Source organism: Natronorubrum halalkaliphilum (genome assembly GCF_009834785.1).
Classification (GTDB): domain Archaea; phylum Halobacteriota; class Halobacteria; order Halobacteriales; family Natrialbaceae; genus Natronorubrum; species Natronorubrum halalkaliphilum.
In genome coordinates, this window is the sequence record NZ_WUYX01000069.1 from 118,036 (window position 1) to 133,748 (window position 15,713).

At 64.3% G+C, this 15,713-nt stretch carries 15 protein-coding genes; 8 read left to right on the forward strand and 7 right to left on the reverse strand.

The features are described from left to right. Positions 1–289: 289 nt before the first annotated feature. Positions 290–622 carry a cupin domain-containing protein gene (locus tag GS429_RS18695; protein ID WP_160067006.1) on the reverse strand — a complete coding sequence of 111 codons (333 nt, stop codon included), beginning with the start codon at positions 620–622 and terminating at the stop codon, positions 290–292. Between the two features lie 186 nt (positions 623–808). Between GS429_RS18695 and GS429_RS18700 the strand changes: the two genes are divergently transcribed. The 3 genes from GS429_RS18700 to GS429_RS18710 are packed head-to-tail and all read left to right on the forward strand — an operon-like array spanning position 809 to position 5,776. Then, a complete protein-coding gene (locus GS429_RS18700; RefSeq protein ID WP_328821483.1) occupies positions 809–2,845 on the forward strand; it encodes a hydantoinase/oxoprolinase family protein in 2,037 nt (678 codons plus the stop codon). Next, positions 2,842–4,638, forward strand: a complete 1,797-nt coding sequence (locus GS429_RS18705) for a hydantoinase B/oxoprolinase family protein (RefSeq protein WP_160067008.1) — start codon at positions 2,842–2,844, stop codon at positions 4,636–4,638. Before GS429_RS18700 ends, GS429_RS18705 begins: the two co-directional genes overlap by 4 nt. A 16-nt stretch (positions 4,639–4,654) precedes the next feature. After that, positions 4,655–5,776: a M24 family metallopeptidase gene (locus GS429_RS18710; protein WP_160067010.1), complete on the forward strand. Its 1,122-nt coding sequence runs from the start codon at positions 4,655–4,657 to the stop codon at positions 5,774–5,776. Positions 5,777–5,949: 173 nt separating this feature from the next. On the opposite strand, the gene mvaD is transcribed toward GS429_RS18710, so the two are convergent. The 6 genes from mvaD to budC form a co-directional block, all read right to left on the reverse strand. Then, positions 5,950–6,933, reverse strand: coding sequence for a phosphomevalonate decarboxylase MvaD (mvaD, locus tag GS429_RS18715; protein WP_160067012.1), 984 nt, complete (start codon positions 6,931–6,933; stop codon positions 5,950–5,952). A 208-nt stretch (positions 6,934–7,141) separates the two neighbouring features. Continuing rightward, positions 7,142–7,570 carry a universal stress protein gene (locus GS429_RS18720; protein ID WP_160067014.1) on the reverse strand — a complete coding sequence of 143 codons (429 nt, stop codon included), beginning with the start codon at positions 7,568–7,570 and terminating at the stop codon, positions 7,142–7,144. A gap of 172 nt (positions 7,571–7,742) precedes the next feature. Further along, complete coding sequence (locus GS429_RS18725; RefSeq protein WP_160067016.1) at positions 7,743–8,168, reverse strand: universal stress protein; 426 nt, start codon at positions 8,166–8,168, stop codon at positions 7,743–7,745. Positions 8,169–8,241: 73 nt separating this feature from the next. After that, complete coding sequence (locus GS429_RS18730; RefSeq protein ID WP_328821484.1) at positions 8,242–8,964, reverse strand: class I SAM-dependent methyltransferase; 723 nt, start codon at positions 8,962–8,964, stop codon at positions 8,242–8,244. A gap of 7 nt (positions 8,965–8,971) precedes the next feature. Continuing rightward, positions 8,972–9,367 carry a DUF2267 domain-containing protein gene (locus tag GS429_RS18735; RefSeq protein WP_160067018.1) on the reverse strand — a complete coding sequence of 132 codons (396 nt, stop codon included), beginning with the start codon at positions 9,365–9,367 and terminating at the stop codon, positions 8,972–8,974. 54 nt (positions 9,368–9,421) lie between these two features. Further along, complete coding sequence (gene budC / locus GS429_RS18740; protein WP_160067020.1) at positions 9,422–10,150, reverse strand: meso-2,3-butanediol dehydrogenase; 729 nt, start codon at positions 10,148–10,150, stop codon at positions 9,422–9,424. A gap of 136 nt (positions 10,151–10,286) precedes the next feature. Between budC and GS429_RS18745 the strand changes: the two genes are divergently transcribed. From GS429_RS18745 to GS429_RS18765, 5 genes are all read left to right on the forward strand, one after another. After that, entirely contained in the window at positions 10,287–11,450 is a 1,164-nt protein-coding gene (locus GS429_RS18745) for a thiolase domain-containing protein (protein WP_160067022.1), read from the forward strand. A 2-nt stretch (positions 11,451–11,452) separates the two neighbouring features. Beyond that, entirely contained in the window at positions 11,453–11,824 is a 372-nt protein-coding gene (locus GS429_RS18750; protein ID WP_160067024.1) for a Zn-ribbon domain-containing OB-fold protein, read from the forward strand. A gap of 154 nt (positions 11,825–11,978) precedes the next feature. Continuing rightward, a complete protein-coding gene (locus GS429_RS18755) occupies positions 11,979–14,804 on the forward strand; it encodes a cation-translocating P-type ATPase (RefSeq protein ID WP_328821485.1) in 2,826 nt (941 codons plus the stop codon). A 148-nt stretch (positions 14,805–14,952) separates the two neighbouring features. Next, the gene (locus GS429_RS18760; RefSeq protein ID WP_160067026.1) at positions 14,953–15,183 is read left to right on the forward strand and encodes a hypothetical protein; all 231 of its coding nucleotides are present in this window, start codon (positions 14,953–14,955) and stop codon (positions 15,181–15,183) included. Positions 15,184–15,260: 77 nt separating this feature from the next. Then, positions 15,261–15,665, forward strand: a complete 405-nt coding sequence (locus tag GS429_RS18765) for a universal stress protein (RefSeq protein ID WP_160067028.1) — start codon at positions 15,261–15,263, stop codon at positions 15,663–15,665. Positions 15,666–15,713 lie beyond the last annotated feature (48 nt).

The window sequence follows — 15,713 nt, forward strand, 5'->3', positions numbered from 1 at the left end:
AATTGTATTTATTTCGTCTATAACAGTCCAGTTTAGAACCGAATGGGGGGATGAAAGAGCACATCACGAAACGACACATCGACGATTCGTCTACTAATATGATTACGACCCGGTCGCTTCTCTCGCTGGAATCGCTGGCGACGGCCCATTGGAACGAGAGCGCGAGACGTCCGCGGGTCGCTGTGACCGTGACTCGAGTGAGAATCTTGTATACGGCCGCTGGACACCATTTCCAGGGCAGTCACGACCCGTTCTGCGGTCCCCCGGTACACAGACACAGCAGACCGTCTCAGAGATCACCGAGAACCGCGTAGACGAGTCGAACCAGTTCGTCCGTCGTATTTTCGCTGTAGTGGTCGACCCCCGCGGGGATGACCGTCACTGATTCCGGACCGACGGTGATGCGTTCCCCGTCCGCGACGAGATCGATCTCGCCCGACAGGATAACCGAGATTTCGTCCCCGGCGTGGCTCGTCGTCCCGTTTTCCGGGACGCGTTCACCGGGTTCGATGACGTAACTGCCGACCTCCGCGTTCGGATCGTCGCTTTCGAACAGTGCGAACGGCTCGTCGCGGCTTTCGTCCCAGCGCTCCTCGAGTCGGTGAACGGTAACGTCGCTCATGCCGAAGCCGATGGTGGCTATCAAAGTAAACTCTTCGGGCACCGCAGTTGACGATAAGTACTCAAAGAACGTGTTATGTCTCCGCTTCGTTACTACCTCTTTTCGATACGGGTAGAATGAGAAGATTTCAGCACAAATTATATTACGATACCCTCCCTCGGTCAGCGTACTGAGGTGCGATAACACGTGACAGAACGACTTGCAGTTGACATCGGTGGCACGTTCGTCGACGCGATCACGTTCGATCGATCGACCCGCGACGTCACCGTCGAGAAAGCATCGACGACCCCGGACGAGCCCGAATCCGGCGTCCTCTCCTCGATCGAAAAGGTCGGCGCGACCCTCGAGGACACCGAGGCGTTCGTCCACGGGACGACGCTGGGTCTCAACGCCGTCCTCGAGCGGGAGGGGGCGGCGACCGGCATCATCACGAACGAGGGGTTCGAGGACGTCTACGAGATCGGTCGGACGAACGTCGAACGGGAATCGATGTACGATATCCGGTACCAGAAACCCGAGTCGATCGTCGCCCGACGACGGCGCGTCGGCGTCCCCGGACGGTTAGACGCCAACGGCGAGGAGGTCGAGCCCCTCGACGAAGACGCCATCAGGGACGCCGCGGCGCAGCTCGTCGAAGAGCAAGACGTCGACGGGATCGCCATCTGTTTCCTCCACTCCTACCGGAACCCCGCTCACGAACGAGCGGCGGCGCGGATCGTCCGCGAGGCCTACCCCGACGTCAGCGTCTCCATCTCGAGCGACATCACCCGCGAGTACCGCGAGTACGAGCGCACGAGCACGGCCGTGATGGACGCGTATATCAAACCGATCTTCGAGACGTACATCGATAATTTGGACTCGGAACTGACCGACGAGGGGTTCGACGCGCCGTTTTTCGTCACCCGGTCCGGCGGCGGCACGCTCACCGCGGACAGCGCGACCGACGCGCCGGTCCACACCATCCTCTCGGGACCCGCCGGCGGCCTCATCGGGGCGTCGAACGTCGGCCGCGAAACCGGCCGGGACGATCTCATCACCGTTGACATGGGCGGGACTAGCCTCGACGCTTGCGTCATCGAAGACGGCACGCCGGCCGTCAAGTACGACTCTCGGCTCGAGCACCAGCCGCTGATGATCCCTGTCTACGACATTCGAACCATCGGCGCGGGCGGCGGCTCGATCGCGTGGCTCGACGGCGAACTCCTCAAGGTCGGACCCCAGAGCGCGGGCGCGGACCCTGGACCCGTCGCGTACGGTCACGGCGGCACCGAACCGACGGTCACCGACGCAGCCGTCGCGCTGGGCTACATCGATCCCGACGACTTCCTCGGCGGCGATATGGAACTCGACGCCGACGGCGCGAAAGCGGCGATCGACGAGACGCTCGCCGACCCCCTCGACTCGAGCGTGACGGACGTCTCTCGAGGCGTCTTCGACGTGACGCTCGCGAACACCGTCGGCGCGATCCGCGAGATCACCATCGAGAAGGGACTCGATCCGCGGGAGTTCTCGATGATGGCCTTCGGCGGCGCGGGACCGATGTTCGTGCCGCTTTTGGCTCGCGAGATGGGCGTCGAAGAGGTCGTCGTCCCCAAGGCTCCCTCGGTCTTCTCGGCGCTCGGCATGCTCATGGCCGACGTCGTCTACGACTTCGCGCGGACGAACATCGAAGCCCTGACCGACCTCGAACTCTCGGATCTGGAGACGACGTTCGACGACCTCGACGCCGAGGCGCTCGAGACCCTCACCGACGAGGGCTTCGAGGAGGACGAGATCGATCTCGAGCACACCCTCGAGATGCGCTATCTCGGGCAGGAACACACCGTCGAAGTGGACGCCAACGGGATCCAGACGATCGACGAAGTCAGCGATCGCTTCGAGGACAAACACGAGGATCGGTACGGCCACGCGATGGACGATCCGCCGGAGGTCGTCCACCAGCGGGTCCGCGCCATCGGCCGCAACGACAAACCGCCGCTCGAGCGCGAGGATCCCGTCGACGGGACGCCCGAGCCGATCGGGAGCAGGGACGCCTACTGCTTTGCCGTCGACGAGCGAACCGCGTTCGACGTCTACGACCGCGGCGACCTGCGTTCGGGGATGTCGATCGACGGTCCGGCGGTCGTCCGGGAGCCGACCACGACCATCGTCTTCCACTCGGATCAGACCGCGACCGTCGACGAGTACGGACAGCTCGTCATCAGCGGAGGTGACGCCCAATGAGCGACGCGACCGCCGCCGACGAGATCGACGCCGCCACGGTCGAAGTGGTGCGAAACTACCTCACGTCCGCCGCGACGGAGATGCAGCGGACGCTGATCAGAACGGCGTACAACACGATCATCTACGAGATTCTGGACTTCGGCATCTCGCTGTACGATCGCGACCGCAACCTGATCGCGGACTCGCCCGGACTCGCCCTGTTCCTCGGCGCGAACGACTACGCCTTAGAGAAGGTCGTCGAGCACGTCGGCGAGGAGAACATGAACCCGGGCGACGTGATCCTGATGAACTACCCCTACTGGAGTTCGACGCACACGCTCGACGTGGGCGTGTTCGCGCCGATCTTCCGCGAGGGCCCGGAGGTGCCACGAGAGGAGAACGAGCTCATCGGCTACGCGGCCACGCGCGCCCACTGGCTCGACCTCGGCGCGAAAGACGAGGGGTACGTCCTCGACTCGACGGACGTCCACCAGGAGGGCATGATCTTCCCGGGGACGAAAGTGTACAAAGGAGGCGAGCCTGACGAAGAGATTCTGGACCTGATCCGGTTCAACTCCCGTCTTCCGGACAAGGTCCTCGGCGATCTCAACGCCCAGATCGCCGCGATTCGAACCGGTAAACAGCGCTTACAGGAACTGCACGGAAAGTACGGCGGCGAGACCGTCGACACCTGTATCGAGCGCATCCAGGGCCACGGCGAGCGAACCGCCCGCGACGCCGTGCGAGAACTGCCCGACGGGACGTGGTCCGCGGTCGATTACGCGGACGGGACGACCGGAGATCTCATCCGGATCGAAGTCGAGGTGACCATCGACGGCGAGGAGTTCCACGTCGACTTCTCCGGGTCGTCCGACCAGGTCGACGAGCCGCTGAACATTCCGCGAGGGATGACCGAAACCGTCTGCAAGCTCTGTTTCAAATCGATTACGACGCCCGAAGAGACCTCGAACGCCGGCCAGTACGCGCCGCTTTCGGTTCACGCGCCGGAGGGCAACCTCTTCAACGCGAGCTATCCCGCGCCGACGTTTACCATCTGGACCGGTATCGTCAGCGTCGACGTCGTCTTCAAGGCGCTGGCGAAGGCGATGCCCGACCGGATCCCCGCCAGCTCCGGCGGCGACCTGAACGACGTCATGCTGTTCGGCGAGGATCCCGAAACGGGACGCCAGTTCGTCGAGGCCAACAACGACGCCGTCGGCTGGGGTGCAACGGACGAACACGACGGGGCGAACTCGGTGATGCACATCACCGAGACGATGGTTCAGAACATCCCCGTCGAAGTGTTCGAGAACAAGGCCCCGATCTCGTTCGACGAACTCTCCTTGCGCCAGGACTCCGGCGGCGCCGGCGAACAGCGGGGCGGACTGGGACTCCGACGCGACTACCGCGTCGAGCATCCGGTCGGCGCGCTCTCGATCATCCAGAAGACGCGCAAGCCCGGCTGGGGGATCGACGGCGGCGAACCCGGGGCAAAAAACGGCATCGTCCTCGATCTCGACGACGACGCCGACGACCGCGTCCAGGTCCTCGTCGACAACACCGACATCTACGACGACGACGAGCTCTGGGTCGGGATGTTCCGCGGAACGTTCCACGAGGGCGAGGTCATCTCCAACCGCACCGGCGGGGGCGGCGGCTACGGCGATCCCCACGACCGGGATCCCGAAGCCGTCCTCGAGGACGTGATCGACGGCTACGTCTCCCGCGAGTCGGCCCGGGAGGACTACGGCGTCGCGATCACCGAAGACGACGAGATCGATCGCGAAGAAACCGAACGGCTCAGGTCGGAGTGATCGAAACCACCGACACATGATCGACGAAACCGTTATCGAAACCCGACTCGAGCGAGCCCGCGAGGGGTTGGACGACGCGGGAGCCGACGCAGTCGTCTGCTTCCCGAGTTCGAACATGTACTACCTCTCGGGGTTTGACGACGAGCCGATGGAACGCCACCTGTTCCTGTTCGTCACAACCGAGACGGCGTTGTTCGTCGCACCCGAGATGTACGACGCCCAGATCAAAGACGAGTCCCCAATTACGGACGTCCGCGCGTGGGGCGACGACGAAGATCCGACGGCGCTCCTCGAGACGGTCGGCGACGAACTCGATCTCGGGGGCGGCCGCCTGCTGGTCGACGACCGCATGTGGGCCCTGTTCACTCAGGACCTCCGGGCGACGTTCCCCGAGGCCTCGTTCGGCCTCGCGAGCGAGGTTCTCGAGGGGCTCCGGATTCGAAAGGACGAGGCCGAACTCGAGCGCCTCCGCGAGGCGGCGCGGCTATCTGACGCCGTCAGCGAGGAGATTCGCGCGCTCGGCGCGGACGCGATCGGCATGACCGAACGCGAACTCGCGGCCGAGATCGAGGATCGACTCGCCGCGGTCGGCGGCGACGGCGTCTCCTTCGAAACCGTCGTCGGCTCCGGCCCGAACGGGGCTCGGCCACACCACCGCCACGGCGAACGCACGATCGAATCCGGCGACCCCGTCGTCCTCGATTTCGGAACCTGGTTCGAGGGCTATCCCGGCGACCAGACCCGAACCGTCGTGTTCGACGGCGAGCCGTCCGAGACGTTCCGCGAGGTTCACGAGGCCGTCCTCGACGCCCACAACGCCGGCGTCGAGGCCGTCGAACCGGGCGTGGAGGCCCGCGAGGTCGATCGCGCCGCCCGCGAGGTACTCGAGGACCGGGGCTACGGCGAGGCGTTCATCCACCGGACGGGCCACGGGGTCGGCCTCGACGTTCACGAGCCGCCGTACATCACGAGCGAGAACGACCGCGAACTCGAGCCGGGAATGGTCTGTAGCGTCGAACCCGGCGTCTACCTCGAGGGCGAGTTCGGCGTCCGCATCGAGGATCTGGTCGTCGTCACCGAGGACGGCTGCGAGCGGCTGAACGATTCGCCGCGAACGTGGCGGCCGCTCGACGAGTAGGAGGTGCCGGACTCGAGGCGTCCCACTGGCCGGCCGGCATTTTTTTGGCTGGGGACGGCTGTGTGATCTCTCGAGTCGCTCGAGGATGAACGCGGTGTCCGAGAGCGCCGATCAGCCGAAGACGTTGTCGAATGCGGTCGCGAGGCGACCGCATGCAGCGCAAAAGTTCGGTTCTAGAACAGGTGCTTTTCCTCGTCCAGTAACTGCGCGGGGCCACCGACGTCCCAGGTGGTCGTGGAGACGCCGCAGTCCGAGATCGCTTCTTCGACTTCTTCGGCGTGTTCCTCGGTGGTGTTGACGTAGACGCTGGCACCCGTGTCCGTCGAGAAGTAGACCGGAATGTCCTCTTCTTCGCGAAGTTTTCGCACGCGGTTGAAGATCTCGAGCGTGGCGGGCTGCCAGTAGACCCAGCCCTTCGGACCGGTCATCGTGGTCGCGGCCAGCGATAGCGAGTCCTGTTCAGCGAGTTCGAACGCGGTCTCGAACTCGTTGTTCCGCAGGGCATCGCGCATCTCGGCGATCTGGCCGTGGATGTGGGCGTTCCTGGCCTGGAACATGTGGCTGTCGGCGGCCTCATCGTGGGCGTCTTCGGTCTCCTTGTGGTAGGGGACAAGTCCGACGATGATCTTGAGGTCCTCGTGGAGATCGGTCGGAATTCGCCGAGAGCGGCAGTCCTCGTCGTTCAGTCCCGTGTGTAGCTGGGAGAACGCACCGGTGACCGCTCGAGCGGCCGAAGCCGAGCCGACGCGGGCGATAGTCGAGATTTCCTGTCGCGAGGCGTCGAGGTCGGCCGCTTCGGCGAGCGCCATCGCGGCGGCCGCAAAGCCCGAGGAAGACGATCCCAGCCCGACGTTCGAGGGGAAGCTGTTCTCGCTCTCGAGCCGAACGGGGTAGACGGTGTGTGCGGCGTCGGACTTCGAGCGCGCCTTTTCGACGACGGCTTCGACGCGCTCGTAGGCGCGGCCGTCGAGTTCCTCGCCGTCGACGACGAAGGTGTCCTCCTCGTAGTCCATCGAGAACTCGACGGTGGTACGAGTGTGGCTCGGTGCCGTACAGAGGCTGATACTGTCGTGGTACGGAAGCCGCTTGATATCGTCGCGCATTCCGTGATACTTGACCAACCCCTGAATCGGGTGGGCCATGGCGGTCGCTTTCATATCCGGATACGCGGATGAAGACCGCTTAAAGGTCACGGCATCCGAGCGACTGGTCCGACCGGCGATTCAATTCGAGTAGCCGGCACAGATGGGATTCAGCTTGCTGATAGTAGCCACTGGAAGTCGGTGCACACCCGATCGCCGACAGCTGTGCGATCGGTGTGTAAACAGTTCAGTTGTTACTATACAACGGGTCCGTCCGAGACACCTACCGAACGACCGTCACCGGAACGGGAGCGCGTTCGACGACGAGATTCGCAGTGCTTCCCAGACGCAAGCCGTCGACGCCGCGCTGTCCCCGATTCCCCATGACGATCTGGTCGATATCCGTATCCTCGCTGTAGGCGATGATCGCCTGCGGAGGGTTCCCGACCGAGGTCGCGGTCTCGAGCGCCGACTCTCCCTCGTCGACAGCGTCTCGAGCGTCCTCGAAGAGGGCGGCCGCCGCCGCTTGCTGTTCGTCGTGCCACTCGTCGGACAGCGGCGGCAGTTGGTCCTCGGCGTCGGGGACCACTGCGAACGGATCGATCGCGTGAAAGAGGACGATTCGCGCGTCGGAAAACGTCTCGAGGGCGTACTCGAGTGCGGCCTGTGCGTGAGTCGAGCCGTCGTGTGGGACGAGAATCGTATCCGCCATGGGTTTCTCGTAGGTCGGTGACGATAGTAAATCCACGCCACGAGGCGCGCGTGCTCGGGCGGCGTCGAGACGGTGTCCGTTCAATCCCGCTTCTCGCGTTGTTCGTCGTGGTTCCCGTCGAGTTCGTCGGCTGGAACGACGATGACGGTTGCAACGAGTATCGAGACCGCGATTACCGAACGACGATAACCGGGGTCGGCGCTCGACGCACGACGCTTTCCGCAACGCTGCCCAGCAGGATTCTGGAGACGCCCTCGCGGCCGTGACTGCCGACGACGATCGAGTCGAACCCGTCCGTTTCGGCGCGGTCGACGATGACGTGATCCGGCTGTCCGGTATCGACGTCGGTATCGATCTCGTGACCGAGCTCGTCGGCGATCGCCGCCGCGTCATCGAGGATGTCGCGGCCGCGCTCGGTGGCTTGTTCAGGTTCCGGGATCCTGTTTTTGGACTCCTCGAACGCCGCCGAATAGTTCTCCGGTACCGGAACGACGTACAGCGCAGTGATCTCGGCGTCCGGGAATTTTTCGATGGTGTACTCGAGTGCTTTCTTCGCTGGACCCGAACCGTCGTACGGCAGGAGGATCTTGTCACCCATGGACTACAATACGAGGTCAGTTGACATAATACACACACTCGACGGCGAGCACGGTCACACTCGAGTGCGGGCGTCACTCTGGACGGCAGCAAACGATTTCGACCGGAAACCGCCAGACGGCGGACTCGCGCGTTGCGGTAATTCGAAATCCGGCCTCGCGAAGCGTATCGCGGACGAAAATCGGGCGACAATCGGCGTACGTCGGCATCCGATCGTGGACCGATTCGTAGAGCCACGTGAGCGGACCGGCCTCGCGGCGCGAGAGCGAGACGACACAGAGTCGGCCACCGGATGTCAGGACGCGTTGCCACTCCTCGAGGACGGGTACCAGTTCGGGCGTATCGAACAGTTCGAGAACGAAGCTGGCAAAGAGCGCGTCGAACGTCGTATCCGCGAACGGCAGCGCGGCCGCATCGCCCTTGACGACGTGGCCCTCCTGAAGTCCGGCGTTCGTGAGGGCTCGTCGCGAGATGCGACACATCCCGTCCGCGAGGTCGATACCGACGCCCGAACCGTCCCGCCCGACGCGATGCGTGAGGTCAACGAGTGCGGTTCCGGTCCCACAGCCGACATCGAGGACGCGCTCTCCGGGCGTGGGGTCGAGGAGTTCGATTCCCGACGCCCGTGGCCGGGACTCGAACGGGTCGGCGACCGTGTCGTACCACTCACTTAGCGTGTCGTACCAGTCACGGGCAGCCGCTTTCGGCCGGTTGACACGCCTGATCGGACCCGGCGGCGTCTCGCCAGCGAGTTCGGTCGCCCGCTCGTCCAGCGAAGCGGTTCCAGCCGCCCTCACAGTTCCGTCAGGGCCCGTCGGTATCACGGTCGATCAGTTCGAACAGCGGCTCGTACTCGTCGGGAAGTTGGTTCCGGACTTTCTCGAGATTCCCGTGGGGAACGATTTCCGCGATAACGGCGAGGAGTTGCTGGGCGTGATAGTTCGCGTCCGATCGATCGACGCCCTCGCGCTCGGCGACTCGGTCGAGGAACTCCCCATAGTCGAAGCGCTGGCCGTGCTCGGCCTCGGTCAGATAGCGATCGATCTCCATCGGCAGCGGGCTGGCGAGATCCGTCGCTTCGCCCTCCTGAAGGCGTTCGCCGAGCGTCGTCAGGACAGCGCGACTGGCCCTGACCGCTTGCCCGAACTGCGCGTACTCGAGTCTGTGCTGGACCTGTCCGACGAACTGCTTGTAGTTCATGTGAAATCTCCGTCTGTCGATTGTGTGGTTGGTGCTGCCTCGTCGCTCGATACGTTAGAACGCCGTCCAGCCGCCATCCACCGGAATGTTTGCACCGGTGATGAACGATGCCTCGTCGGAGGCCAGAAACGCCGCCATAGGGGCGATCTCCTCGGGTTGGCCGTGGCGATCCATCGGCGTCTTCTGCTCGATGAAGTTGTAGAAGCGCTCGTCCTCGAGCAAGTCCTCGGTCATCGGCGTCTCGACGAAGCCCGGGCAGATGCTGTTGACGCGGACCCCCTGATCGGCGTAGTCGATCGCGACCTGCTGGGTGAAGTTGACGACCCCGCCTTTCGCGGCGGAGTAGGAGGCGGCACCTTGCCCGCCGACCAGTCCGTAGATCGAACCGAGGTTGATGACGCAGCCGTCGGACTCTCTGAGGTGTGGCATGGCGGCTTTGGTGCCGTGCATGACGCCGTCGAGGTTTGTCTCGAGAACCGCCTCCCACTCCTCGAGTTCCATTTCCTCGACCGACGTCACGCTCGAGATGCCGGCGTTGTTCACGATGACGTCGAGGCCGCCGAACTCCTCGACGGTGCCCTCGACGAGCGCTTCGACCTGGTCGTACTCCCGAACGTCACACCGTTCGAACCGGCAGTCGAGTTCGTCCGCGGCTGCCGCCCCGTCCTCCTCGTCGATATCGGCGATAACGACGGTCGCGCCGTCCTCGAGAAACCGCTCGGCGATTGCCTTTCCGATCCCGATTGCGCCGCCGGTGACGATTGCGATCTTGCTGTCGAGCATTCCGCGCCCCCTACACCGAAGGCCTACAAAGCCGTTTGTGTCAGTCCGTTAACTGATATATCGCGCCCGTAATGAGTCATGTTGGATGAGTAATCACTGGGGGTACTAAGAGCCGTATCGTGGTAGCGGTCGGCGCATGACCGTCCAGATCGCTGGCGTCGCCAGCACACCGTTCGGGAAACACCCCGACTCGTCGACCCGCGAGCTGTTCACCGACGCCGCACTCGAGGCCCTCGAGGACGCATCGCTTTCGGTTCACGACATCGAAACGCTGTACGTCGGCAATTTCGTCGGTGACGTCACCGACGATCAGGCCCACGTGGGTGCGATGGTCGCCGATTACCTCGGTGCGCGACAGGCGGCGTCGATGCGAATCGAGAGCGCGTGTGCCTCCGCGAGTTCGGCGGCTCGGTCGGGCGTGCAGGCGATCGAATCTGGCGACGCCGACGTCGCACTCGTTGGCGGCGTCGAGATGATGTCCGCGAGCGGTATCGGCGAAATCACCGACGCGCTTGCAAACGCCGCGGACAACGAGTACGAGAACGAGGCCGGCCTCACGTTTCCCGGCATCTACGCGCTGATGGCACAGACGTACATGAACGAGTTCGACGCCTCGCAGGAAGACCTCGCCGCCGTCGCGGTGAAGAACTACGAAAACGGCGTCTCCAATCCCCTCGCCCAGCGCCAGGAGGAGACCGACGTCGAAAGTGTGCTTGAGTCGCCGCCGATCGCGACCCCGCTGAACCTCCAGGACTGCTGTCCGATAACCGACGGCGCGAGCGCGGCCGTCCTCGTGAGCGAGCGCTACGCCGACGAGCACGGCCTCGGGACGACCGTCGAGTTCGCCGGCAGTGGGCAATCGAGCGACTCCCTGGCCCTGCAGGATCGGCGGGATCTGTCGCGAACGCGGGCGGCCGAACGGGCCGCCGAAACTGCCTACGAACGCGCCGACGTCGGTCCTGACGATATCGACGTCGTCGAACTCCACGATTGCTTTACGATCGCGGAGATTCTGGCCGTCGAGTCGCTCGGGTTCTTCGAGCGCGGCGAAGGCACCCGCGGCGCGCTCGAGGGCGAGACGGCCGCCGACGGCCGCATTCCGGTCAACACCTCCGGCGGATTGCTGGCGAAGGGCCACCCCGTCGGCGCGACCGGCGTCGCCCAACTCGTCGAGATCACGAAACAACTCGAGGGGCGACACCCGAATCAGCTCGACGATCCGACCGTAGGTCTCACCCACACGGTCGGCGGTAGCGGCGCGAGTTGCGTCGTCAACGTGCTGCGAACGGGGGGTGCGTAACCATGCAGCCGTGGTTCATCGACTTCGCCGAGGGAATCGACGACGGCGAGCCGGTCTATCTCGCCTGCGAGGAGTGTGGCTCGACCGCGTTACCGCCGCGGACGGTCTGTCCGGAGTGTGGAACCCGAACGCTCGAGGAACGGTCGCTGTCGGAGACGGCGGCGGTGACGGCGTCGACGCGAATATTCAGTACGATCCCGGCGTACGCCGACGAGACGCCGTACACGGTCGGCATCGCGACGTTCGATGAAGGCGTCAAACTCACCGGACAGCTGCGAGATGCCGACGAAGTCGAACTCGGCGAGACGGTTACGGTCGGCGTCGAGCAACGGGGCAACGACGGGTGGTTGGTCACGTTCTCCCCGACCGGCTGACGACGCGTATCGTCGCCGATTCGGTCGATTGGCCGCGACTCCAACTGGCGGCTAACGAGAGACGGGGAGTTAGCGGCTTAGGAAGAATGGAGACAATTCCCGCAGTCCGGGGATTGCAACTATATACGACGCTATTGGCAGCAACTATACACACGTGTCACGGTCTGAGCAATACGAGCGAACCGAATCCGCAACGGAAAACGACTGGCACTCGCGCCCTCTCGAGGACGTGTACGCGGAACTCGAGAGCTCGGAGCGAGGGCTGGAAGCGAGCGACGCACGCGAGCGCCTCGAGCGCGAAGGGCCGAACGAAATCGAGGGGACGGAGGGGACATCGCCGCTCAGGATTCTCCTCGAGCAGTACTCTTCGGCGTTGATCTGGGTACTGATCGTCGCCGCCGTCGTGATGGCCGCTGTCGGCCACACGATCGATGCGGCGGTAATCGGCGGTATCGTCGTCTTCATCACGCTGTTCGGCTTCGTCCAGGACTACCGAGCCGAGCAGAGCATCCAGGCGTTAAAGGAGATGTCGACGACCTACGCGCTCGTCAGACGCGACGGCGAGAAAACCGAGATCGACGCGACGAAACTCGTTCCGGGCGACGTGATCTTCGTCGACTCGGGCGACATCGTCCCGGCGGACGCCCGGATCGTCGCGGAGTCGAACCTCAGCGTCGACGAGGCCGCGTTGACCGGCGAGAGCGTCGGCGTCTCGAAAGCGGTCGGCGAGGTCGACGCCGAGACGTCGCTGGCCGAACGGGAGAACATGCTGTACAAGGACACCGTCGTCGAGCGCGGCTCCGGGACGGCGGTCGTCGTCGAGACCGGCCCAGGCTCCGAGATCGGACAGATCGCGACGGCGCTCGAGGAGGCCGAGGACAGAGCGACGCCGTTTCAGTCGGAGATGGATCGATTGGGGAAGATCATCGCCGGCGTCGTCGTCGGGGCCGTCGCCGTCATCGCGGTCGCCGAACTCCTCATCGGCGACACCGAGCCGCTGCAGGTGTTCCTGACGGCGGTCGGCATCGCCGTCTCCGCCGTCCCCGAGGGGCTTCCGGCGGTGGTCACCCTCTCGCTGGCGCTGGGGGCCAGACGGATGGCCGACCAGAACGCGCTCGTCCGCAGACTCCCGATCGTCGAGGCGCTGGGGTCGGTCGACGTCATCTGTACGGACAAGACCGGGACGCTCACCGAGGAGGAGATGACGGTCCAGCGGATCGCTACCGGTCGCGAACTTTACGAGGTAACCGGCACCGGCTATGCCACCGACGGCGAGTTCCGCCGGGACGGCGAACCGGTCGACGAGGCGAACGTAGCCGAGATTCTGCGCTGTGGAATGCTCTGTAACAACGTCGATATCGGCACTCGAGAGCGCGACGACGGTGACGGTGATGTGGAAGGCGAGACTGGCGGCGAGGCCGAACACGGCGAGTCGGAGCAAACGTTTCTCGGTGACCCCACCGAAATCGCGCTGTTCGTCGCCGCCAAGAAGGCCGGCTTCGACCACCGCGAACTCGCCACAGCCTACCCTCGGCTCGGCGAAGTCGAGTTCACCTCCGCCCGAAAGCGGATGACGACGACTCACGAAACGCCCGACGGCGAGACGGTCGCCTATATGAAGGGGGCGCCGGAGACCGTCCTCGAGCGCTGTGACCGTGAACTCGTCGACGGCGAAATCGCCGAATTGACCGATGAGCGCCGCGGGGAGATCGAGCAACAGAACGAGGCATTCGGCGAGGACGCGCTGCGCGTGATGGGGTTTGCCTACCGGCCCGACGTCCCCGAGGCGGAGGCCAAGTCGCCGGATGAAACCCTCGAGCAGGAGATGGTCTTCCTCGGCCTCCAGGGAATGCTCGATCCGCCCCGCTCCGAAGTGCCGGGCGCGCTCGCGGGCTGTCTCGACGCCGGGATCAACGTCGTGATGATCACCGGCGACAACGCGGTAACCGCGAAGGCGGTCGGCGAGGAAGTCGGCCTCCGCTCGACGCGGGTGATTACGGGTCCCGAACTCGAGGGGATAAGCGACGAGGAACTTCGAGATATCGTCGACGACGTCGACATCTTCGCGCGGACGTCGCCGGACCACAAGACGCGCATTCTCCAGACGTTACAGGCCAAAGGCCACACGGTCGCGATGACCGGTGACGGGGTCAACGACGCCCCCGCGGTCAAGAACGCTGACGTCGGCATCGCGATGGGGATTCGCGGAACGGACGTCACCGAACAGGCCTCCGACATCGTCCTGCTGGACGACAACTTTGCGACGATCCGCGACGCGGTCAAGGGCGGCCGACGAATCTTCGACAACGTTCGGAAGTTCGTCAACTATCTGCTGTCGGGCAACGGCGGTGAGGTGACGATGGTCTTTACGGGCTCGATGGCGGGACTCGGTCTCGTCATCACGCCGATCCAGATCCTCTGGATCAACGTCGTCACCGACGGCATCCCCGCGCTCTCGATGGGCGTCGACCCACCCGCCGAGGACATCATGGAACGCGACCCGCGGCCGCCGGACGAGGGCGTCATCACCGACCGGATCGTCACGTCCATCGTCGGCATCGCCCTCTTCATGACGGTCTGTCTGCTCCCGCTGTTCACCCTCAACTATTTCGGCGAGCTGATTCCGGGCTACGACGTGACCGGTGCCCTGCTCGGCTGGAGTCCCGGCTATGATCCGAGCCGCGAACTCGCACAAACGATGGTATTTACCGGGTTCGTCGTCTTCGAAATCGTCCGAATCCAGGCGATTCGCTTCCGGTACGGGCTCGGGATCTTCACCAATCGCTGGCTCGTGCTCGCAGTCGGCGTCGCCGCTGTCCTCCAGCTGCTCGTCCTCTACACGCCGACCGGACAGCTGCTGTTCGACGTCGAGCCGCTGGGACTGGTCCACTGGGCCCAGATCGCGGCCGCCGCGCTCGTCTTCGCCCTGCTGATGGCCGTCTTCGTGAAGGTCCAGGATCGGTACTTCGACCGCTACTGATCCTCGTCTTCCAGCCTTCTCGAGATTCCTTTTCGGCTCACCTCACTGCTTCGTCTCGCATTCGAGCCCGCAGCCAGCCGGACGTCGCGAAACGGATTCTCGTCCCCTGACCGATCGACTTAGCACCCGTGCCAACGTAGGGCACGATATGGGATACCTGAACTGGCAGTGCCGGCTGTACGGCCACGATTGGCGCCATCCCTGGAACCACGAGGTCGTCGTCACGGGCGAACGAGAGCCGGTCTACCCGCTGCGGTGTCCACGCTGTGAGAGCGTTCGGTTACTGGACCGAGACGGAGTACGGTGGCGGTCGGACGACGAAAACGGCCCGTCCGTCGACGACCGGGCGCTCGAGATCGATCCGGAACGACGACGGTGACCGAGTGCGGGAGGGGCCGACCGCGTTCGAGGCCACTGTAACGTATATGTGTCGCCCGGTGGTGAGAATCCACACCGATGTACGATACGATACTGGTCGCGACGGACGGGAGTCAGCCAGCGAACCGCGCAGTCGACCACGCGATGAATCTCGCGTCGACGTTCGACGCGCCGCTCCACGCGATCTACGTCGTCGACACGCGACGGTACGGCGACTCGGTGCTCGGAGACTCGGCAGCGGCGACCGAGGAACTCGAGAGCCGTGGACGGGAACTCCTCGAGGATATCCAGCAGCGAGCGGACATCGACGTGACCATCGAAATTCGACACGGACGCCCCCATCAGGAGATCAGCGAGTACGCCGAAACGATCGACACCGACCTGGTCGTGCTCGGGAATCGCGGTCTCGGCTCCGGCGGCGAGATCGGTAGTAACGCGGAACGAGTGGTCAGAAACGTCGACCGGCCGGTGATCACGGCCTGAACCGGACCCACGGTGCGGGGAGCGGACATATCAACGAATCGAGTGTGA